This is a genomic window from Streptomyces sp. BE20 (assembly GCF_036322525.1).
Classification (GTDB): Bacteria; Actinomycetota; Actinomycetes; order Streptomycetales; family Streptomycetaceae; genus Kitasatospora.
Genome location: NZ_JAQYWW010001060.1, coordinates 108,978 through 128,434 on the forward strand (window position 1 = coordinate 108,978; position 19,457 = coordinate 128,434).

General features: G+C 73.3%; 17 protein-coding genes. 11 read left to right on the forward strand and 6 right to left on the reverse strand.

Translation table 11 applies throughout. From position 1 onward, the window contains the following. Positions 1-71 precede the first annotated feature (71 nt). The 5 genes from PUR61_RS29915 (at position 72) to PUR61_RS29935 (ending at position 4,979) form a co-directional block, all read left to right on the forward strand. Positions 72-557 (forward strand): DUF1453 domain-containing protein, encoded by a 486-nt coding sequence (locus PUR61_RS29915; protein WP_329882612.1) that lies wholly within the window; start codon positions 72-74, stop codon positions 555-557. Positions 558-654: 97 nt separating this feature from the next. Then, on the forward strand, positions 655-1,815 hold the full coding sequence (locus PUR61_RS29920) for a sensor histidine kinase (RefSeq protein ID WP_329882613.1): 1,161 nt from the start codon (positions 655-657) through the stop codon (positions 1,813-1,815). Further along, positions 1,812-2,558 (forward strand): response regulator transcription factor, encoded by a 747-nt coding sequence (locus tag PUR61_RS29925; protein WP_329882614.1) that lies wholly within the window; start codon positions 1,812-1,814, stop codon positions 2,556-2,558. Before PUR61_RS29920 ends, PUR61_RS29925 begins: the two co-directional genes overlap by 4 nt. 127 nt (positions 2,559-2,685) lie before the next feature. Further along, positions 2,686-3,246 carry a DUF485 domain-containing protein gene (locus PUR61_RS29930; protein WP_329882615.1) on the forward strand — a complete coding sequence of 187 codons (561 nt, stop codon included), beginning with the start codon at positions 2,686-2,688 and terminating at the stop codon, positions 3,244-3,246. Beyond that, positions 3,243-4,979, forward strand: a complete 1,737-nt coding sequence (locus PUR61_RS29935; protein ID WP_329882616.1) for a solute symporter family protein — start codon at positions 3,243-3,245, stop codon at positions 4,977-4,979. Before PUR61_RS29930 ends, PUR61_RS29935 begins: the two co-directional genes overlap by 4 nt. A 130-nt stretch (positions 4,980-5,109) precedes the next feature. Here the strand turns inward: PUR61_RS29935 and PUR61_RS29940 are convergent, their stop codons facing one another. Beyond that, on the reverse strand, positions 5,110-6,015 hold the full coding sequence (locus PUR61_RS29940; protein WP_329882617.1) for a sucrase ferredoxin: 906 nt from the start codon (positions 6,013-6,015) through the stop codon (positions 5,110-5,112). Positions 6,016-6,235: 220 nt separating this feature from the next. Further along, complete coding sequence (locus tag PUR61_RS29945; protein ID WP_329882618.1) at positions 6,236-8,686, reverse strand: DNA gyrase/topoisomerase IV subunit A; 2,451 nt, start codon at positions 8,684-8,686, stop codon at positions 6,236-6,238. A 251-nt stretch (positions 8,687-8,937) separates the two neighbouring features. On the opposite strand from PUR61_RS29945, the gene PUR61_RS29950 reads away from it, so the two are divergent. From PUR61_RS29950 to PUR61_RS29960, 3 genes are all read left to right on the forward strand, one after another. After that, on the forward strand, positions 8,938-10,341 hold the full coding sequence (locus tag PUR61_RS29950) for a M16 family metallopeptidase (RefSeq protein ID WP_329882619.1): 1,404 nt from the start codon (positions 8,938-8,940) through the stop codon (positions 10,339-10,341). Positions 10,342-10,361: 20 nt separating this feature from the next. Next, complete coding sequence (locus PUR61_RS29955) at positions 10,362-11,729, forward strand: M16 family metallopeptidase (RefSeq protein ID WP_329882681.1); 1,368 nt, start codon at positions 10,362-10,364, stop codon at positions 11,727-11,729. Positions 11,730-12,118: 389 nt separating this feature from the next. Further along, entirely contained in the window at positions 12,119-13,312 is a 1,194-nt protein-coding gene (locus PUR61_RS29960; protein WP_329882621.1) for an RtcB family protein, read from the forward strand. Positions 13,313-13,407: 95 nt separating this feature from the next. Here the strand turns inward: PUR61_RS29960 and PUR61_RS29965 are convergent, their stop codons facing one another. Further along, entirely contained in the window at positions 13,408-13,845 is a 438-nt protein-coding gene (locus PUR61_RS29965; RefSeq protein WP_329882622.1) for a MarR family winged helix-turn-helix transcriptional regulator, read from the reverse strand. Positions 13,846-14,042: 197 nt separating this feature from the next. Between PUR61_RS29965 and PUR61_RS29970 the strand changes: the two genes are divergently transcribed. Then, positions 14,043-14,756, forward strand: coding sequence for a DUF4386 domain-containing protein (locus PUR61_RS29970; RefSeq protein ID WP_329882623.1), 714 nt, complete (start codon positions 14,043-14,045; stop codon positions 14,754-14,756). Positions 14,757-15,099: 343 nt separating this feature from the next. Here the strand turns inward: PUR61_RS29970 and PUR61_RS29975 are convergent, their stop codons facing one another. Next, positions 15,100-15,729 (reverse strand): TetR/AcrR family transcriptional regulator, encoded by a 630-nt coding sequence (locus PUR61_RS29975; RefSeq protein ID WP_329882624.1) that lies wholly within the window; start codon positions 15,727-15,729, stop codon positions 15,100-15,102. A gap of 168 nt (positions 15,730-15,897) precedes the next feature. On the opposite strand from PUR61_RS29975, the gene PUR61_RS29980 reads away from it, so the two are divergent. Together PUR61_RS29980 and PUR61_RS29985 are read left to right on the forward strand one after the other, a co-directional pair. After that, positions 15,898-16,920 (forward strand): medium chain dehydrogenase/reductase family protein, encoded by a 1,023-nt coding sequence (locus PUR61_RS29980; protein ID WP_329882625.1) that lies wholly within the window; start codon positions 15,898-15,900, stop codon positions 16,918-16,920. Between the two features lie 130 nt (positions 16,921-17,050). Next, positions 17,051-17,317, forward strand: coding sequence for a hypothetical protein (locus PUR61_RS29985; RefSeq protein ID WP_329882626.1), 267 nt, complete (start codon positions 17,051-17,053; stop codon positions 17,315-17,317). Positions 17,318-17,408: 91 nt separating this feature from the next. On the opposite strand, the gene PUR61_RS29990 is transcribed toward PUR61_RS29985, so the two are convergent. Together PUR61_RS29990 and PUR61_RS29995 are read right to left on the reverse strand one after the other, a co-directional pair. Then, positions 17,409-18,065 carry a response regulator transcription factor gene (locus tag PUR61_RS29990; protein ID WP_329882627.1) on the reverse strand — a complete coding sequence of 219 codons (657 nt, stop codon included), beginning with the start codon at positions 18,063-18,065 and terminating at the stop codon, positions 17,409-17,411. A gap of 124 nt (positions 18,066-18,189) precedes the next feature. Beyond that, positions 18,190-19,053 (reverse strand): sensor histidine kinase, encoded by an 864-nt coding sequence (locus PUR61_RS29995; RefSeq protein WP_329882628.1) that lies wholly within the window; start codon positions 19,051-19,053, stop codon positions 18,190-18,192. Positions 19,054-19,457: the final 404 nt, after the last annotated feature.

The window sequence follows — 19,457 nt, forward strand, 5'->3', positions numbered from 1 at the left end:
ATCAGCGGGGGCGGCCGGATCCGTAGCGTCGGAGAGGCCAGCCCGCCCCTCCCGCCGGTACGGAGAACCCGATGCCCGACCTCGTCAACACCGTCGTGATCGTCGCGGTGACGGTCCTGGTGGCCGGACGCCAAATGCGCGCCGGGCGCCTCGACACCGAGCACCGCTCCTGGCTGCTCCCGCTGGTCCTCGGCGGCCTCGCGCTGCGTGATCCCCGGCTGGTCGACGCCGGGCACCCGGTGGCCTCCGTCGTGCTGCTGGTCGGCGGGCTGCTGGCGGTGCTCGCGGCGGGCTGCGCGTGGGGCTGGACCGTCCGGCTCTGGAAGGCGGAGGACGGCACGCTGTGGGCCCGCGGCACCCGGGCCACGGTGGCGGCCTGGTCGGGCATGGTCGTCGTCCGGCTCGGCCTGTTCGGTGTCGCCTCGGCGCTCCACGTGCACCAGGGCGGCAGCGTGCTGCTGCTCGGGCTCGCGGTCCTGCTGCTGGTGAGGTCGCTCGTGGTGAACTGGAGGGCCCGGGACCTGGCGGGCACCGGCGGCGGCGCCCTGACCGGCTGAGCGCTTGCCCGGGCGCTCGGCCGTCGGCAGGGCGCGCAGGGCCTTCCGTCCGGCCGTCCGGCCCGATCGCGACCCCGTCGACCTCCGGAGAAGAACCGTGCCCGAGTGGAGCTGGACCCGCTGGCCGTCCCGTGAGGCGATGGAGCGGGAGGCCGAGAGCCCGGCCCGCCGGACCCTCACGATGCTCGGCCGGGCCGCCCTGCTCGCCGCCGTGACCTGGGGGATGTTCTCCCACGGCGAGTACGGGGGCTGGGCGGTCGTGGCCGCAGCGGCGGGGCTGTCGGCGGCCCTCGGCGGGTACGCGGCCTACCTGCGCGTCAGCCGGGAGCAGCGGCTGGCGCCCTCGCTGGTCCTCGCCGCGGTGCTGGTCGGCGGTGCCTGGGCGGCCGAGGGCCTCCAGGCCGACCTGCTGGCCGGCGCCCTCTGGGTGGGGCTCGCCGTCACCACCGTGGTGCGGCTGCCGGCCGGTCCCGCGGCCGTGGTCGCGGCGGTCGCGCTCGCCTCGTACGCGGCGGCGGGCTGGGAGGACCGGCTGAGCGTCACGGTCACCGTCTGCGGCCTCGCTGTGCTCGGCTACCTGCTCCGGCTGGACGCCGAGGCGCGGGGGACCGCCCGGCGGCTGCTCGCCCAGGAACGGGCGGCGCGGGCCGCCGAGGCGGAGAGCGCGGCACTCGCCGAACGGGCCAGGATCGCCCGGGAGATCCACGACGTGCTGGCCCACAGCCTCTCCGCCCAACTGGTCCACCTGGAGGCGGCCCGGCTGATGCTGGACGCCGGCACCGACCGGGAGCAGATCCGGGAACGGGTGGTGGCCGCCCGGCGGATGGCGCAGGACGGCCTGGTCGAGACCAGGCAGGCGCTCTCCGCGCTGCGCGGCGAGCTGACGCCGGTCGGTGAGTTCCTGGTCGAGCTGACCGGCCGGGAGCGGGCGGTGCTCACCGTCACCGGTACACCGCGCCCACTGCCCGCGGAGGCGGGGCTCGCGGTACGGCGCACGGCTCAGGAAGCGCTGACCAACGTGCGCAAACACGCCCCCGGCGCACGCTGCACCGTCGAACTGCGCTACCTGCCGGGAGAAGTGGAACTGGAGGTGCGCAACGGGCGGCCCGCGCGTGGCGATGTGCCGCCGGAGCTGGCCGGTAGCGGCGGCGGGTACGGTCTGCTCGGGATGCGCGAACGCGCGGAACTGCTCGGCGGCACCCTGCTGGCGGGCCGTCACGAGGGAGGATGGCGCGTGCTGCTGCGGGTGCCGACGTGAGGACGGGTGCGGGACCGGGCGCGGAACCGGGTGCGGAGCCGGGGGCGGGGTCGGTCCGGGTGGTGGTCGCGGACGACCAGACGGTGGTGCGCGAGGGCATCGTGATGCTGCTCGGGCTGCTGCCCGGGATCGAGGTGGTCGGCGCGGCGGCGGACGGCGAGGAGGCCGTCGCCCTGGTCGAACGGCACCGTCCGGACGTGGTGCTGATGGACCTGCGGATGCCGCGCTGCGACGGGGTCGAGGCGACCCGGCGGATCCGTGCGGCCCACTCGGAGACCGAGGTGGTGGTGCTCACCACGTACGCCGACGACGACTCGCTGTTCCCGGCGCTCCGGGCCGGGGCGCGCGGCTACCTGACCAAGGACGCCGGCGCGGAGGAGATCGCCCGGGCGATCTCGAACGTCCGCGCCGGGGCTGCCGGGCTCTCCCCGCAGGTGCAACTGCGCCTGCTGGACCGCCTGGCGGCCGGAGACGAGGACCCGGGCCCGGGCGGAGGAGCGGCGCGCGACGGCGCGGCGGCCGAGCGGCAGGCGGACCCGCCGGACGGGCTGACCGCGCGGGAGGCCGAGGTGCTGGGGCTGATCGCCGAGGGGTTCTCCAACACCGAGATCGCCCGGCGGCTGTTCGTCAGCCCGGCCACCGTGAAGACGCACATCAACAACCTGTTCGCCAAGACCGGCGTGCGGGACCGGGCGCAAGCGGTCGCGTACGCCTTCCGAAAAGGAATCACCGGGACGCCGTAGTAGTCCGATGAGCGCCTGTCGGATGATCGCTCACCTTATCGAGTGAACGTATCTGCGTTGGCGGTTTGGCGGGTTCGGGCGCCGCCATCATGGTTCGGGACACAACCCCCCGGGTCCAGGAGCAGCGGTGCCACAACAGCAGACGAGCAGTCCCGAACAGGGGCGGCAATCCGAGCAGGGGCAGCGATTCGACTGGTGGGCCGAGCCCGCAGCCGTCCCCGGACAAGCCCCGCGACCGACGGACCGGACAGCGGAGGCCCGGGCGGCGGACCGGGTGGCGATGGGCCGGACGGTCGCGGACCGGACGGCGGACCGGGCCCCGGCGGACGGCCCGGGGGCGGAGGATCCGGAGACCGGCAGACCGGAGCCGGACAGCAGTACCGAGGTCTACCGCTCGGTCCAGCACAGCGAGGCCTTCCAGCAGATCCGCCACAGCTACCGCGCCTTCGTCTTCCCGGTCAGCGGCGTCTTCCTCGCCTGGTACCTGATGTACGTGGCCGCCCAGGCGGTCGCGCCCGGCCTGATGCGGAGCCCGGTCGCGGGACCGGTCAACGTGGCCTGGCTGCTCGGCCTGCTGCAGTTCGCCTCGACCTTCCTGCTGACCTGGCTCTACGCCCGCAACGCCCGCACCAAGCGCGACCGGGCCGCCCTGTCGCTCCGCTGGGACACCCAGGACCAGCTGCGATGACGACCGCGACCCCGCCGCCCGTCGCCCCCGTCGGCGACCACCACGACCTGGCCGTCGTCCTGTTCGCCGTCATCGTCCTGGTCACCCTGGCGATCACCCTCTGGGCCGGTCGCCGAGGCAGCGCCGCCGAGGACTTCTACGCCGGCGGCCGCGACTTCACACCGTTGCAGAACGGCTTCGCGCTCTCCGGGGACTACCTCTCCGCCGCCTCCTTCCTCGGCGTCGCCGGGCTGATCGCGCTGTACGGGTACGACGGCGTGCTCTACAGCATCGGCTTCCTGGTCGCCTGGCTGGTCGTGCTGATGCTGGTCGCCGAGCTGGTCCGGAACGCCGGCCGGTACACCCTCGCCGACGTGCTGGCCCTGCGGCTGCGCCGGCGCAAGGTCCGCGCGGCGGCCGGTGGCGCCAGCGTGGTCGTCACGCTGTTCTACCTGGTCGCCCAGATGGTCGGCGCGGGCAGTCTGGTCGCCCTGCTGCTCGGGACGAACAGTGCCCAGGCCCGGACCTGGACCATCGTGGCCGTCGGCGGTCTGATGATCGTCTACGTCACGGTGGGCGGGATGCGGGCCACCACCTGGATCCAGATCGTCAAGGCGGTCCTGCTCGTCGCCGGGTCGGTGCTGCTGACCGTGCTGCTGATGGTCCGGTTCCACGGTGACGTCGCCGAGTTGATGCGGCAGGCCGCCCAGCACAGCGGCGCCGGCCAGCGCTACCTGGAACCCGGGCTCAAGTACGGACACAGTTTCACCAGCCGACTGGACTTCTTCAGTCTCGGGCTGGCCCTGGTGCTGGGCACCGCCGGGCTGCCGCACATCCTCTCCCGCTTCTACACGGTGCCGACCGCGCGGGCCGCCCGGCGCTCCACGATGTGGGCGATCGGGCTGGTCGGCGGGTTCTACCTGATGGCCATCGCGCTCGGCCTGGGGGCCACCGCGCTCGTCGGCTCGGCCGAGGTGCGGCACGCCAACCCGGCGGGCAACACGGCCGTTCCGCTCCTGGCCCTGGTGCTCGGCGGCGGCAACGGCTCGACCGGCGGGGTGCTGCTGTTCGCGGTGATCTCGGCGATCGCCTTCGCCACCATCCTCGCCGTGGTCGCCGGGCTCACCCTGGCCTCCTCGGCGGCGTTCGCCCACGACATCTGGGCGGGGGCCTGGCGGGGCCGTCCGCGCCGTTCGCGCGGCCTCCGCGCCCGGCGGGCCGCCGTCCCTGCCTCCCGACGGGCGCGGGGCGAGCCGGCGAACGGGGCGTCGGCGGCCGTGGAGTCCTCGGGCACGATCGCGGTCGCGGAGCGGAAGGAGGTCGGCGTCGCGCGGGTCGCGGCGGTGGGGATCGGCGCGGTCGCCATCGCGCTCAGCCTCTTCGCGCAGCAGTTGAACGTGGCCTTCCTGGTCGGACTGGCCTTCGCCGTCGCGGCCTCGGCCAACCTCCCGGTGCTGCTCTACAGCCTGTTCTGGCGGCGGTTCACCGCCCGCGGCGCGGTCTGGTCGGTGTACGGCGGGCTGATCCCGGCGGTGGTGCTGGTGATCTTCTCGCCGGTCGTCTCGGGGACCAAGGTGGCGTTGTTCTCCGGGGTCGACTTCCACTGGTTCCCGCTGGAGAACCCGGGCATCGTCTCCATCCCGCTCGGGTTCCTGGCCGGGTGGATCGGCACCCTCACCTCGCCGGAGCCGGCCGATCCGGACCGGTACGCGGAGCTGGAGGTCCGGGCCCTGACCGGGGCGGGGGCCGCGTAACGGGCACCGGCCGCGCCGGCGGGTGCGACCCCGGCGGGTCCTGGTGGACCCGCCGGGGTCCTTCCGTGCCCGGCTCCCGTCGCGTCGCTACCGTCGGCGTTTCCGTTGGCGCTACCGCCGGCGCCGGCGCTCAGCGCTGCCGCACCGCCGCGACGTCCATCCGGGACGGTGTGGCCGCCGCCTTGCCGCAGCTCTCCGCGCGGGCCGGCTCGCTCACACCCTCGACCACCTCGACCTCCCAGGACCGGCCGTCCTCGTGCCGGACCTCGACCAGCCAACGGCCCTCACCGTCCGGCCGCCGGGCCGCCACGGTCAGCGCGTCCACCCTGGTCTCGCCCGTCGAGACCCGTACCGCGTGGTCGGCCGCCTGGCCCGGACGGTCCCAGCCCGAGCAGCCCCGCGACCACTCCGGGACCATGTGGCCCACGGCCGTCGCCGACAGCACCTCCTTGGCCGCCTCCGGCGTCAGCCGCCCGTACGCGTACCCGTACGGGAGCACCAGCATGGTCGGGGAGAACCGGTGCCCGCCCAGGTGCGTCACCTCCCACACCTCGCTGTGCCCGGCGACGGCCAGCTCGGCCGCCAGCGGGCGGCCCAGCAGCGCGCAGCACCGGTCCCGGCGGCCGTTGGTGCACACCAGGGCGATCGGTCCGCCGACGTGCGGCACCCCGAAACCGCCGTGGTCGCCCGCGCCCAGCGCCGCGAAGTCCAGTCCCAGCAGCTCGGCGGGGTCGCTCACCGCGGACCGGCGCACCCACCCGCGTCCCGGCACGGCGTGCGCGATCAGCACCTCCTGCCGCGGCGTCGGCAGGCAGTCGGCGTGGCGTCCCGGCCGCCGGATCAGGGCCACCCGCACCCCGGTCCCGGCGGTCGCCGCCTCCAGGGCCCGCCCCGTCGCGGCGTCCAGATGGCTCTCGGCGAGCGCCTTCGCCCCCCACGGGCCGGTCTGCTCGACCAGCAGCCAGGTGGTGGCGGTGGCCGCCGTGGCGGCCAGCGGCTCCGACAGTTCACGCGACAACGTCGCACAGGTGCTCACGCCGGTAAGGCTACCCTCGCCCGTCGTGCGGAGGCGGAGCGGATTGTCGCGCCGGCGCCGGGTTCGGGGAGGCCGGAGCCGGTCTCGCCGGGCGGCCTGCGACGCCGGGGAAGCCCCCCGACGGGGAGCCGGAGGGGCCGGAGGAGCCGGAGGAGCCGGAAGAGCCCGGAGGGGCCCGGACCGAGGTCCGGGCCCCTCCGGGCTCTTGGCGGGGCGTGCGTCAGGCAGGTCCGGCGACGGTGTCGATCGGAGTGGTGACGGGGGTCCCGGAGCCGTCGCGGCGCGGGTCGCGCTCGGGCAGGTCGACCGGGGCGCCCTTGGCGGTGGTGGCGCGGGCCGGGGCGGGGCCGGCCCAGGCGAACGTGAGGGCGTCCTCGCCGCGCAGGAAGCGCTGGCAGCGGACACCGCCGGTGGCGCGGCCCTTGCGCGGGTACTGCTCGAAGGGGGTGACCTTCCAGCTGGACTGGGCCTCGCCGGTGAGGGTGCCGGAGGCACCGGCGACCGAGACGACCACCGCGTCGACGGCCGGGTCGACGGCGGTGAAGGAGAGCACGCGGGCGCCGTCGGAGAGCTTGATGCCGGCCATGCCGCCGGCCGGGCGGCCCTGCGGGCGGACCTGGCCGGCGGGGTAGCGGAGCAACTGGGCGTCGGAGGCGATGAAGACGAGGTCCTCCTCGCCGGTGCGCAGCTCGACCGCGCCGATCACCTCGTCGCCGTCCTTGAGCGCGATCACCTCGAACTCGTCCTTGTTGGCGGGCCATTCGGGGACCACCCGCTTGACGACGCCCTGCACGGTGCCGAGCGCCAGACCGGGGGAGGACTCGTCCAGCGTGGTGAGGGCGATGGCGCGCTCGCCGGTCTCCAGGCGCAGGAACTCGGTGACGGCGGCGCCGCCCGCGAGGGTGGGCGAGGGCGTGGGCGGGAGCGCCGGCAGGTCGATCACCGGCAGGCGCAGGACACGGCCGGCGCTGGTGACCACCCCGATGTCGGCGCGCGCGGTGCTGGGCACCGCGGAGACGATCACGTCGTGCTTGGCGCGCTTCTCGGAGAGCTCGAAGGGCTCGCCGTCGGCGGTGCGGGCGAGCAGTCCGGTGGAGGAGAGCAGCACTCGGCACGGGTCGTCGGCGACCTCCAGCGGCACGGTCAGGGAAGCGGTCGGCGCGGCGCCGGCCTCCAGCAGGACCGTCCGCCGCTCGGTGCCGAACTGCTTCGCCACGGCGGTGAGTTCGGTGGAGACGACGCTGCGAAGCCGGGTGTCCGAATCGAGGATCTCGGTCAGCTCGGCGATCTCGGAGTTGAGCTTGGCCTGCTCCTGCTCCAGCTCGACCCGGTCGAAGCGGGTGAGCCGGCGCAGCGGGGTGTCGAGGATGTACGCGGTCTGCGTCTCGGAGAGCGAGAAGCGCTCGATCAGGCGCTCCTTGGCCTGGGCGGCGTTGTCGCTGGACCGGATGAGGGCGATGACCTCGTCGATGTCGACCAGGGCGACGAGCAGGCCCTCGACCAGGTGCAGCCGCTCCTGCCGCTTGCGGCGGCGGAAGTCGCTGCGGCGGCGGACCACCTCGAAGCGGTGGTCGACGTAGACCTCCAGCAGCTCCTTGAGGCCGAGGGTGAGCGGCTGGCCGTCCACCAGCGCCACGTTGTTGATGCCGAAGGTCTCCTCCATCGGCGTCAGCTTGTAGAGCTGCTCCAGCAGGGCCTCGGGGACGAAGCCGTTCTTCACCTCGATGACGAGGCGCAGTCCGTGCTCGCGGTCGGTGAGGTCCTTGACGTCCGCGATGCCCTGCAGCTTCTTGGCGTTGACCAGGTCCTTGATCTTCGCGATGACCTTCTCCGGGCCGACGTTGTACGGCAGCTCGGTGACCACGATGCCCTTGCGGCGGGCGGTGACGGCCTCGATCGTGCTGGTGGCGCGGATCTTGAAGGTGCCGCGGCCGGACTCGTAGGCGTCCCGGATGCCGGAGAGGCCGACGATCCGGCCGCCGGTGGGCAGGTCCGGGCCCGGCACGAACCGCATCAGGGTGTCGAGGTCGGCGCTGGGGTGCTTGATCAGGTGCCGGGCGGCGGCGACCACTTCGGAGAGGTTGTGCGGCGGCATGTTGGTGGCCATGCCCACGGCGATCCCGGTGGCACCGTTGACCAGCAGGTTGGGGAAGGCGGCCGGCAGGGCCAGCGGCTCCTGCTCGCTGCCGTCGTAGTTGGGCCCGAAGTCGACGGTCTCCTCGTGGATCGACTCGACCATCGCCATCGAGGCGGCGGTGAGCCGCGACTCGGTGTACCGCATCGCGGCCGGCGGGTCGTCGTTGCCGAGCGAGCCGAAGTTGCCGTGGCCGTCGATCAGCGGCAGCCGCATCGAGAACGGCTGGGCCATGCGGACGACGGAGTCGTAGATGGAGGCGTCGCCGTGCGGGTGCAGCCGGCCCATCACCTCGCCCACCAGGCGGGCGCACTTGACGTGGCCGCGCTCCGGGCGCAGTCCCATCTCGTTGGCCTGGTAGAGGATTCGACGGTGCACCGGCTTGAGGCCGTCCCGGGCGTCCGGGAGTGCTCGGGAGTAGATCACCGAGTAGGCGTACTCAAGGAACGAGCCCTGCATCTCGTCCACGACGTCGACATCGAGGATGCGCTCCTCGAAGTCTCCGGGCGGCGGGGTCTGCGAACTGCGGCGGGCCATCGCGGCGGGGCTCCCTTACGTCTCGCTTGCGTCTCGTCTTCGCTGTGGTGTCGCCGGCTGTCGTCGGGTGGTGTCAACAGGGCTCAGCGCCCCCATTGTGGACCCTCGCGCCGACAGTCCCGGCCAGCGCCCCTCTTCCGCCCCTGGCGAACGCCCTGTCCGCGCGGACACATCCACGCCATTCGCGCGTTGCACCACAATGGGGGACGCCACACGAACCCCGACATCGACGACGGGAAGGACCCGAGCGCATGGCCAACCCGGCCCCCGCCTCCCAGCGAGGCATCGCCATCACCGAGCACCGCCTGTCCAACGGCCTGCGCGTCGTCCTCTCCGAGGACCACCTGACGCCGGTGGCCGCGGTCTGCCTCTGGTACGACGTCGGCTCCCGGCACGAGGTGAAGGGCCGTACCGGACTGGCCCACCTGTTCGAGCACCTGATGTTCCAGGGGTCGGCCAACGTCTCCAACAACGGCCACTTCGAGCTGGTCCAGGGCGCCGGCGGCTCCCTGAACGGCACCACCAGCTTCGAGCGGACCAACTACTTCGAGACCATGCCGGCCCACCAGCTGGAGCTCGCGCTCTGGCTGGAGGCGGACCGGATGGGTTCGCTGCTCGCCGCCCTCGACGAGACGTCGATGGAGAACCAGCGCGACGTCGTGAAGAACGAGCGGCGCCAGCGGTACGACAACGTGCCGTACGGCACCGCGTTCGAGAAGCTCACCGCGCTCTCCTTCCCGGACGGCCACCCGTACCACCACACCCCGATCGGCTCGATGGCCGACCTGGACGCGGCGACCCTGGAGGACGCCCGGGCGTTCTTCCGCACGTACTACGCGCCGAACAACGCGGTGCTGTCCGTGGTCGGCGACATCGACCCGGAGCAGGCGATCGCCTGGGTCGAGAAGTACTTCGGCTCGATCCCGGCGCACGACGGCAAGCAGCCGCCGCGCGACGGCGCCCTGCCGGACACCGTCGGCCGGGAGGTCCGCGAGCTGATCCGCGAGGACGTCCCGTCCCGGGCGCTGATGGCCTCCTACCGGCTGCCGCACGACGGCACCCGCGAGGCGGACGCCGCCGACCTGGCGCTGACCATCCTCGGCAGCGGCGAGTCCAGCCGGCTGTACAACCGGCTGGTCCGCCGCGACCGCACCGCCGTCGCGGCCGGCTTCGGCCTGCTCCGGCTGGCCGGTGCGCCCAGCCTGGGCTGGCTGGACGTCAAGACCTCGGGCGACGCGACCGTCGAGCAGATCGACGCGGCCGTCGACGAGGAGCTGGCCCGGTTCGCCGCCGAGGGTCCGACCCCGGCCGAGCTGGAGCGGGCGCAGGCGCAGATCGAGCGCGAGTGGCTGGACCGGCTCACCACGGTGGCCGGCCGGGCCGACGAACTCTGCCGCTTCGCCGTGCTGTTCGGCGACCCGAAGCTGCTGAACGACGCCCTGCCGAAGGTCCTCGACGTCACCGCCGAGGAGGTGCGGGCGGTCGCCGAGGCGCGGCTGCACCCGCAGAACCGGGCGGTCCTGGTGTACGAGCCGACCACGGCCGACGACGCCGCGACCGGTGTCGCGACCGACACCGAGGACACCGACACCGAGGCCGCCGCCGGCCAGACCGCTGCCACCGCCGAGACCGACGAGGAGGGTGCCGCCGTATGAGCACCGACTACGTCCCCGCCATGACCTTCCACCCCCAGCCCGAGCCGGGCACCCCGAGCCCGTGGGCCTTCCCCGCCCCCGAGCGCGCGGCCCTCGGCAACGGCATCACCGTGCTGCACTGCCACCGCCCCGGCCAGCAGCTGGTCGCCGTCGACGTGCTGCTCGACGTCCCGCTCGCGGCCGAGCCGGAGGGGCTGGACGGCGTGTCGTCGATCCTGTCCCGCGCGCTCAGCGAGGGCACGGACACGCTCACCGCGGAGGAGTTCGCCGCCGAGCTGGAGCGGGCCGGCGCCACCCTGGACGCCCACGCCGACCACCCGTGCATCCGCGTCTCGCTGGAGGTCCCGGCCTCCCGGCTGGCCCGCGGCCTGGACCTGCTGGCCTCCGCGCTGGGCAGCCCGGCGCTGCCGGAGGGGGAGATCGAGCGGCTGGTCGCCAACCGCCTGGACGAGATCGTCCACGAGCAGGCCAACCCCGCCCGCCGGGCCGCCAAGGCGCTCTACGCCGAGCTGTTCGACGCGGCCGACCGGCTCTCCCGCCCGCGCAGCGGCACGGCCGAGACGGTCAAGTCGATCGACCGGGCCGCCGTCCGGGCGTTCTACGAGGCGCACGTCCGCCCGGCCACCACCACGGTCGTCGTGGTCGGCGACCTCACCGGCACCGACCTGCCGGCGCTGCTGGAGTCCACCCTGGGCGTCTGGAAGGGCACCCCGGCCGAGCCCGCCGCGCACGCGCCGGTGACCGCCGACGACACCGGCCGGGTGATCATCGTGGACCGGCCCGGCTCGGTCCAGACCCAGCTGCTGGTCGGCCGGATCGGCCCGGACCGGCACGACCCGCGCTGGGCCGCCCAGATCCTCGGCACCTACTGCCTGGGCGGCACGCTCACCTCCCGGCTGGACCGGGTGCTGCGCGAGGAGAAGGGCTACACCTACGGCGTGCGGTCGTTCGCCCAGCCGCTGCGCTCGGCGGCCGACGGCACCGGCCGGGCGCTGCTGGCGATCAGCGGCTCGGTGGACACCGCCTCCACCGCCCCGGCGCTGGCCGACACCTGGACCATCCTGCGCACGCTGGCCGCCGAGGGGCTCACCGACGCGGAGCGCGACGAGGCCGTGCAGTTCCTGGTCGGTGTGGCCCCGCTGAAGTACGAGACGGCGGGCTCGGTGGCCGCGACCCTGGCCGACCAGGTGGAGCAGCACCTGGCGGACGACTTCCAGGCCGAGGTCTACCGGCAGCTGGCCGAGCTGCCGACGGCGGCGGCGACCGCGGCCGTGGTCGAGGCCTTCCCGCCGGACCGGCTGGTGACCGTCCTGGTCGGGGACGCCGCAGCGTTCGCGGACCAGGTGCGGGAGCTGGGCATCGGAGAGGTCACCGTGATCAGCGCCTGACGAGGGCCTGACGAGCGCCTGATCAGTGCCTGACGACGGCCTGATCAGCGCCCGGGCCGGTGCCCGGGCGGGCCCGGCAGGGCCGGAACGAGGCTGTGGGCAGGGCCCGGTGGAGCGTGTGTGCGCTCCACCGGGCCCTGCGCGTTATTTCCCTTGCGGACACCGCGCGGGGCGTGGGTAGATAGCTCCCGGCACCCGGTACACACACGGAGAGGAGGCGGTCACCATGCGGGTCGAGCAAACCGTTCGACGCTCCCCGAGACTGTCCTCCCGATGCCCCTCGGCCGCCTGAGCGCAGCCACCCCCTGACATCCCCCGGGCCGCACCGGGATTCTTCGCGCGGCACCCACCTAGGCTTGAACCAACCGACCCCAGGAGGTCGTTCCACCATGTCGTACACCGAGGTACCCGGCGTCCGGGTCCCGATCCGGATGTGGACCGATCCGGCCACCGTCGAGGGCCAGGCGATGCAGCAGCTGCGCAACATCAGCTCGCTGCCCTGGCTGCACGGGCTCGCGGTCATGCCCGACGTCCACCTGGGCAAGGGCGCGACGGTCGGGTCCGTGATCGCGATGCGCGGTGCCGTCTGCCCGGCGGCGGTCGGCGTCGACATCGGCTGCGGGATGAGCACGGTGAAGAGCTCGCTCACCGCCGAGGACCTGCCGGACGACCTCTCCCGGCTGCGGACGCGGATCGAGCAGGCGATCCCGGTCGGGCGCGGTCTGCACAGCGACCCGGTCGACCCCGGCCGGCTGCACGGCGTCCCGACCGGAGGGTGGGACGACTTCTGGCAGCGGTTCGAGGCGGTGGCGCCGGAGGTGAAGTGGCGCCGCGACCGGGCGGCGCAGCAGATGGCGACGCTCGGCGGGGGCAACCACTTCATCGAGGTCTGCGTCGACGACGGCGGAGCGGTCTGGCTGATGCTGCACTCCGGGTCGCGCAACATCGGCAAGGAGCTGGCGGAGCACCACATGGGCGTCGCGCAGTCCCTGCCGCACAACCAGGGGCTGATCGACCGTGACCTCGCGGTCTTCATCGCGGACACCCCGCAGATGGCGGCCTACCGGCAGGACCTCTTCTGGGCGCAGGAGTACGCCAAGCGCAACCGGGCGCTGATGATGGCGCTGCTCCAGGACGTCGTCCGCCGCGAGTTCGCCAAGGCGAAGGTCTCCTACGACGAGGTGATCAGCTGCCACCACAACTACGTGTCGGAGGAGCGGTACGACGGCGTCGACCTGCTGGTGACCCGGAAGGGCGCGATCAGGGCCGGAGCCGGCGACTACGGGATCATCCCGGGTTCGATGGGCACCGGTTCGTACATCGTCCGCGGGCTGGGCAACGAGGCGGCGTTCAACTCGGCCTCGCACGGGGCCGGCCGGAAGATGAGCCGGACCGCCGCCAAGAAGCGGTTCACCACCCAGGACCTCGCCGAGCAGACCAAGGGCGTGGAGTGCCGCAAGGACTCCGGCGTGGTGGACGAGATCCCGGGTGCGTACAAGCCGATCGAGAAGGTGATCGAGCAGCAGCGGGACCTGGTCGAGGTCGTGGCGCACCTGAAGCAGGTCGTCTGCGTCAAGGGCTGACCCCCGGTCGCCCGCGTACACGAGCGCGCGAGCACGTGCGGACATGTGGGCCCCCGACTCCGGTCGGGGGCCCTTTCGCGTCCGGAGCCCGGCGTTCAGACGTGGTCGCGCTTGGGGTTGAGCCGCCGGTAGCCGGGGTGCACCCCGGCGGTGAGGTGCTGCGCCTCGGCGACCCGGCGCAGCAGGCCGGCCAGGACGACGCGTTCCTGCTGGTCGAGGCCGGTGCAGATGGCCTCCTCGTGGGCGAGCGCCGCCTCGGCCAGTCCGCGCATCAGCTCCTCGCCCTTGGGCGCGAGGTAGAGGTCCTGGAACCGGCGGTCCTTGGGGTTCCGCCGGCGCTCGACCAGCCCGCGCGCCTCGATGGCGTCAATGAAGGCGACGAACCGACTGGGTGACATTCCCAGCCGCCGTGCGAGTTCCTGCTGGTGCAGGCCGGGGGAGAAGGCGACGGACCTGAGCAGGCCCGCCTGGGCGGGCGTGAGGTCGAGCTCGGCCACCCGCTGGGCGAAGGCCTGAGCTGCGTGTTCACCCAACTGTGAGAGAAGAAAAGCTACTTGTGCTCCCTGCTGGCCGCGGTGGAGCGACGGGGCGCGGTCGGGAGTTTCGGTCATGGAAACACGATACCAGTGGACAATGATGTCCCCTAGTGAACTATTCTAAAGTCGGAACTACCGGTGCCGATCCTGTCCGGCGCCGGCCCAAGCGACCCGTTTCGACTGGAGTGCCCATCATGACCACGACATCCGCGGCACCGGCCGCCTCCGCCCGGCGCCAGCAGTCAGGCCCCCCCTTGCTGCTGCCCGCCGTGGCGTTCGCGGCGCTGATGGTGGTGTCCATCGTGTTGTCCCGCCAGACCCCGTTGCCCACCGACTCGGCGGCCGACACCCTGGCCTACTTCCGCGACCACGAGACTGCCGCCCGGGTTGCCGGGACGCTGCAGTTCGGCGCCTCGCTGCCGCTGGCGGTCTGGGCCGCGATCGTCTACCAGCGGCTGCGCCGACTCGGCGTGAGCGCCCCGGGCCCGGGCATCGCCCTGGTCGCCGGTGTGCTCTCGGCGGTCTCGATGGCGACCTGCGGTCTCACCGTCTGGGCCGCCTCGCGTGCCGGCGGCCTCGGTGACGCGCCGCTGGTCCGCGTGCTGACCGACCTGCTCTTCGCCACCGGCGGCCCCGGGCACGTCGTCCCGTTCGGCGTGATGCTGGCCGGCGTGGCCGTCCCGATGCTCCTGCTGGGCTTCGGCCCGAAGGGCTTCGCCTGGACCGGCCTGGTGCTCGCCGGGATCGGCGTGCTGGGCACCCTGGCGCTGCTCTCCACGAGCCTCGGGTTCTTCCTGCCGATCGGCCGCTTCGGCGGTCTGATCTGGCTGATCGCGGCCAGCGTGATCCTGCCCAAGCAGCGCCCGCGCCGCACCGCGGGCTACGAGGGTGACGGGGTCGAGGCCTGAGGTACCACTGACCGACCGGTCGGCGGAAACGCCGGCCGGTCCCGACTGCTCCGGTACGGCGGCGGCCCGGCACCTCGTAGGTGGTGCTCCGAGGCGGGGCCGCCCCGGCCGGGGGAGAGCGGCGGGGAGCGTGGCGCCGGGAGGCGCGGCGGACCGGTCGCGACCGAGCGGGCCGCGGGGCTCGTGAGGAAAAGGGAAGGCGGCGCGGCGGCGTCCTGGGGAGGAAGGCCGCCGCGCCGCCGGCCGCCGTTCGGCGACCGGAGGGGGGTCGCCGGGCGGCGGGGGGTTCGGGACGCGAGGGGCGGGTGACGGGCCCTGGGGCGCGTGGTGCGCCGGCCGGGCGTCAGGAAGCCGCGAGCCGGCGGTCGAGAACGGCGAGAATCAGCTCCTCGATCCGGCGGGCGACCGCCGAGGTCTCACCCTCGGGACCGGCCAGCAGGTCGAAGGTCTCGAAACTGGTGAGCATGAACAGCAGCTCGACCAGTTCCTCCAGCTCGGCCTCGCCGACCTCGGCGTCCCGGTCGGCGAGCAGCCGGCCGAGGACCACCTGGAGGCCGCCGCGCCGACGCTCGCCGCGGCTCTGCAGCGCCGTGTCCAGCTCCGGATCGAGGATGCCCAGGCCGCGGAGCCGGCGCAGGGCGATCCGCCCGGATCCGTAGAAGCCGCTGAGGACGTCGAGGATCGCGGAGAGCGCCTCCCGCCCGCTGGGCCGCATGAAGGCCGCGGGCATTCTGTCCATTCCGCCGCGCAGCGCCAGATCGTCGAAGAGCGCCTCCAGCAGGCCGGTCTTCGAGTCGAACTGGTAGTAGACGGTCATCCGCGCCACCCCGGCGGTCTTGGCGACGGCGTCCATGCTGAACGAGGCCGGGCCCTTCTCCCCGGTCAGCAGCTCGCAGGCGGCTTCCAGAATGCGGGTGCGGGTCTGCTCGGCGGCTACCTGGCGTTGGCCGGCTCGGTACTGGCGTGGGCTCATGGGCTGTTGACGTCTCCTGAGGCGGGTGCTATCACATTCATTGTACACTCAGTCTATATAAAAATACGGGGGCAGGGAACGGCCTGGCGGCCGGCTCCCGTGACCGTCCGCCCCCACGGAGGACCAGTGCCACTCCTTCCATGACGTCTCTCCACTGCGGAGGCCACGATGAGGTACCGCCACGTGAGTGTGCCGAGGCTCGGCGGAGCCGAGGTCCTACGGCTGTCCAGCGAAGAACTCCCGGCCCCGGCCGTCGGTCAGGTCAGGGTCAGGGTGCTCGCCGCCGGCGTCTCCTACGGTGACATTCTGCTACGCGCCGGGGTCATCCCCGGCGGGCCGAAGCGTCCCTTCACCCCCGGATACGACCTGGTGGGCGAGGTCGACCAGGTGGGCCCGGGCACCCGGGCCCCCGCAGTGGGGCAGCGGGTGGTCGCACTGGTGCGAAGCGGCGGTTACGCGGAGTACGCGATCGTGCCCGCCAACCGGCTCGTCGAGCTGCCCGAGGGGGTGGACCCGGTCGAGGCCTCCGCGCTCGCGCTCAACTACTTCATCGCGCAGCAGATGCTCCACCGGGTCGCCCGGGTGCGGCGGGGCGGGACGGTCCTGGTGCACGGCGCGTCCGGCGGCGTCGGCACCGCCTTCCTGGAACTGGCGGCGCTCGCCGAGGTGACCGTCTACGGCACCTGCTCCGGTGCCCGCGCCGACCAGGTGCGACGGCTCGGCGGCCACCCGATCGACCGGGACACCGAGGACTTCCTCCGGGTGGTGCGCGGCCTGCCGGGCGGCGCGGTGGACGCGGTCTTCGACCCGGTCGGCGGACCGCACTTCCTCCGCTCCTACCAGGCCGTCCGGCGCGGCGGAGTGATGGTCGGCTACGGCCAGAACGCCGCGCTGCGGGGCGGCAAGCCGGACCTGCTGGTCGGTGCCCAGGGATTCCTGGGCGGCATCGTGCTGCCCAAGCTGCTCCCGGACGGGCGGCGGACGCTGTTCTACAACGCCTGGAGCCTGGAGAAGTCCCAGCCGGCCGCGTACCAGCAGGACCTCGCGACCGTCCTGGAACTGCTGCAGAAGGGGCTGGTCAACCCGCGGGTGGGCCGCACCATGGCGCTGGACGAGGCGGCCGACGCGCACCGCGCGATGGAGACCGCGGCCGTCAGCGGGAAGATCGTCCTGGTCCCGGCTCCGGCGTAGCGGGCCGGGACGGGGCCAGGAAACTTTCCCAGCGCGATGGGGATTCCCGCCCCATGACGGTGGGACGGCAGGTCACCAGGATGGCGGTAGCACCGCTTCCCCCCGCTGCCGTCCCGCCGGAGGCCTTCCGATGCGATCCGCTCTGCGCCGTGCCCACCGTCGTCTCCTGCTGCGCCGGTGGGCGCGGCGCTCCGGCCGGTACCTGGCCGACGGCATGATCTGGCTCGGGCTGGCCATGGCCCCGCTGACCTCGCCCTCGGCGCTGCCGGGCGCCCGCCGGCCCGAACCGGTGCTGCCGCCGCCGGGTGTGCCGGACTGGCACCCGGAGCGGGCCGGTGCCGAGGCCGCCCCGTTGAGCCGGAACGAGGCCGAACTCTGGGCGCAGCTGGAGAGGTGACGGCACCCCGGCCGGCCCGGCCCACCCCGGGCCGGTCCGCTCCGCCCCGGGGCAGGTCCGCGGGCAGGTCCGCGGACCTCCCAGGGACGGGCTAGCTGCCGAGCCCGGCCCGCCGGGCCCGGACCGCGGCCTCGGCGCGGTCGGTGACCTGCAGCTTGCTGAAGATCCGGGAGAGGTAGTTGCGCACCGTCTTCATCGACAGCCCGAACTCGTTGGCGATGAAGGAGTTGTTGCGGCCGTCCGCCAGCATGGTCAGGACGGCCATCTCCCGGGGAGTCAGGTCGGGGAACGGCTCGCGCTCCGGAGCCGGTCGCCTGACCTGGGCCAACAGGTGGGCGGCCGCCTCCGGGCCGAAGAGGGCCCCGCCCTGGCTGACGGCGGTGATGGCCCGGCGCACGTCGTCCAGGCCGGCGCCCTTGACCAGGTAGCCACGGGCACCGGCCCGGACCGCGGCGACGATGGAGTCGTCGTTGTCGTCGGCGGTCAGCATCACCACCGCGACCCGGGGGTGGCGGGCGAGCAGGGTGCGGGTCGCCTCGATGCCGTCGGTGCCCGGCATGCTGATGTCCATCAGGACGACATCCGGGGCCAGGCGTTCGACGGCGGAGAGCACGTCGGCGCCGCTGGAGGCCTCGCCGACGACGGTCAGGGAGTCGATCCGGTCCAGGAGTTGGCGTAAACCAGCCCGGAAAAGCTCGTGGTCGTCGACCACGAGGATACGAAGGTTTCGAGGCGCGACCGGGTCCATGGGAGCTCCTAGGAGAGGGTGCGGATAGCGGGAACCCGGGGGACGGGCCGGGGGCGGCACGGGTCGGTCGGACACGGACTCCGCCGTACCGGCGGGCCGTGGGAGAAAGGCGGGAACGCGTGGGTCAACCGGTCCGGTCCGCGTCGCCGGTGAGCACCGAGTGCGGCAGCCGCACCCGGATCACGGTGCCGTGCGGGGCTCTGGTCTCGACCGAGAAAATCCCGCCGAGTTCCCTGGTGCGGACACACATGGACGGCAGTCCTATTCCGCCGACGGAACCGCTGGAAATCCCCACCCCGTCGTCCTCGATCGAAAGGTCGAGGCCGTTCCGGCCGATGGAGGCCGAGATCCGGCAGACGGTGGCCTGGGCGTGCCGTGCGACATTGGCGACGGCTTCGCCGGAGATATTCTTCAATTCGTTCTGGACACGGTCCGGGAAACCGTCGACGAGGGTCGGCAGCTCGGTGACGAAACGGAGCCGACCGGCCCCGGCCTCCTCGAAGGCGCGGACCTGCCGGTGCAGGAACTGGCGCAGCGTGCCGGGACTGGGCGTGGACCGGGACTCGGACGTGTCGAGGTCGCGGATCACCTGCCGGACGTCGGCGATGGCGGTGCTGACGTCCTCCCGGGCCTGGGCCAGCAGGGCCGGGGCCTGGTCGGCGTCGCCGGTCAGCGAGAGGCCGGCCAGCTCCATCCGCATGTGGAGGGCGGCAAGCCTGGGGGCGAGCGAGTCGTGCAGCTCGCGGCGGACCCGACGGCGCTCGTCGAGCCGGGCGGCGTCGGCCGGACAGGCGGGCTCCGGCTCGTCGGCCCTCGCCCCGTCCGGCCGGCGGCGCGGATGGGACAGCGCCAGATGCAGCCAGGACAGGGTGAAGGGGCCGGGCGCGGGCGGCGGAGCGGAGTCCTTCGGCCGGCCGCCGCGTGGTTCCGGGGCCGGTGGCAGGCCGGCGGCGCCGAGACCCGTGACCAGCCCGATGAGGGTGCTCACCAACCGTCCGATCCGGTCGGAGGTGTTCCGTTCACCGCGCGTAGCGAGTGTCGCCACGCCGTCCATGGCCAGGCTGGTTGGTCTTCGGTCTTCCCCGCCGGAGGTTTTGGCTATCTGATCCAGCATGGTTCCTGAAATCCCCCCGTCGCTCGCGTCGAACCCACAGTGCACGGGCGTTTCTGGCGCGGGGAAAAGGAATTCGTCGGACATACGCGCAAACCGGCACGGCGAACCCCGCACAAACGGTCCGTCGCGTGTTCTGTGCCGTGATCCCAATCCACCCGGGACAAGACCTTAGGCGGGCTGTTGCACAGGGCGCAAGGGTGGGCGGGGGGAGTGGTGTATGGCGCCGTGGCGGATTCGGACACTTGGTTGCACCCATGTGAGTGAGCACTTACCCTCAT

Excerpts from the sequence above, each read along its gene's own strand:
- PUR61_RS29915 (WP_329882612.1), top strand. The coding sequence starts at position 72 with ATGCCCGACCTCGTCAACACCGTCGTGATCGTCGCGGTGACGGTCCTG.
- PUR61_RS29935 (WP_329882616.1), top strand. The coding sequence starts at position 3,243 with ATGACGACCGCGACCCCGCCGCCCGTCGCCCCCGTCGGCGACCACCAC.
- PUR61_RS29945 (WP_329882618.1), bottom strand. The coding sequence starts at position 8,686 with ATGGCCCGCCGCAGTTCGCAGACCCCGCCGCCCGGAGACTTCGAGGAG.
- PUR61_RS29950 (WP_329882619.1), top strand. The coding sequence starts at position 8,938 with ATGGCCAACCCGGCCCCCGCCTCCCAGCGAGGCATCGCCATCACCGAG.
- PUR61_RS29955 (WP_329882681.1), top strand. The coding sequence starts at position 10,362 with ATGACCTTCCACCCCCAGCCCGAGCCGGGCACCCCGAGCCCGTGGGCC.
- PUR61_RS29960 (WP_329882621.1), top strand. The coding sequence starts at position 12,119 with ATGTCGTACACCGAGGTACCCGGCGTCCGGGTCCCGATCCGGATGTGG.
- PUR61_RS29970 (WP_329882623.1), top strand. The coding sequence starts at position 14,043 with ATGACCACGACATCCGCGGCACCGGCCGCCTCCGCCCGGCGCCAGCAG.
- PUR61_RS29975 (WP_329882624.1), bottom strand. The coding sequence starts at position 15,729 with ATGAGCCCACGCCAGTACCGAGCCGGCCAACGCCAGGTAGCCGCCGAG.
- PUR61_RS29980 (WP_329882625.1), top strand. The coding sequence starts at position 15,898 with ATGAGGTACCGCCACGTGAGTGTGCCGAGGCTCGGCGGAGCCGAGGTC.
- PUR61_RS29985 (WP_329882626.1), top strand. The coding sequence starts at position 17,051 with ATGCGATCCGCTCTGCGCCGTGCCCACCGTCGTCTCCTGCTGCGCCGG.
- PUR61_RS29990 (WP_329882627.1), bottom strand. The coding sequence starts at position 18,065 with ATGGACCCGGTCGCGCCTCGAAACCTTCGTATCCTCGTGGTCGACGAC.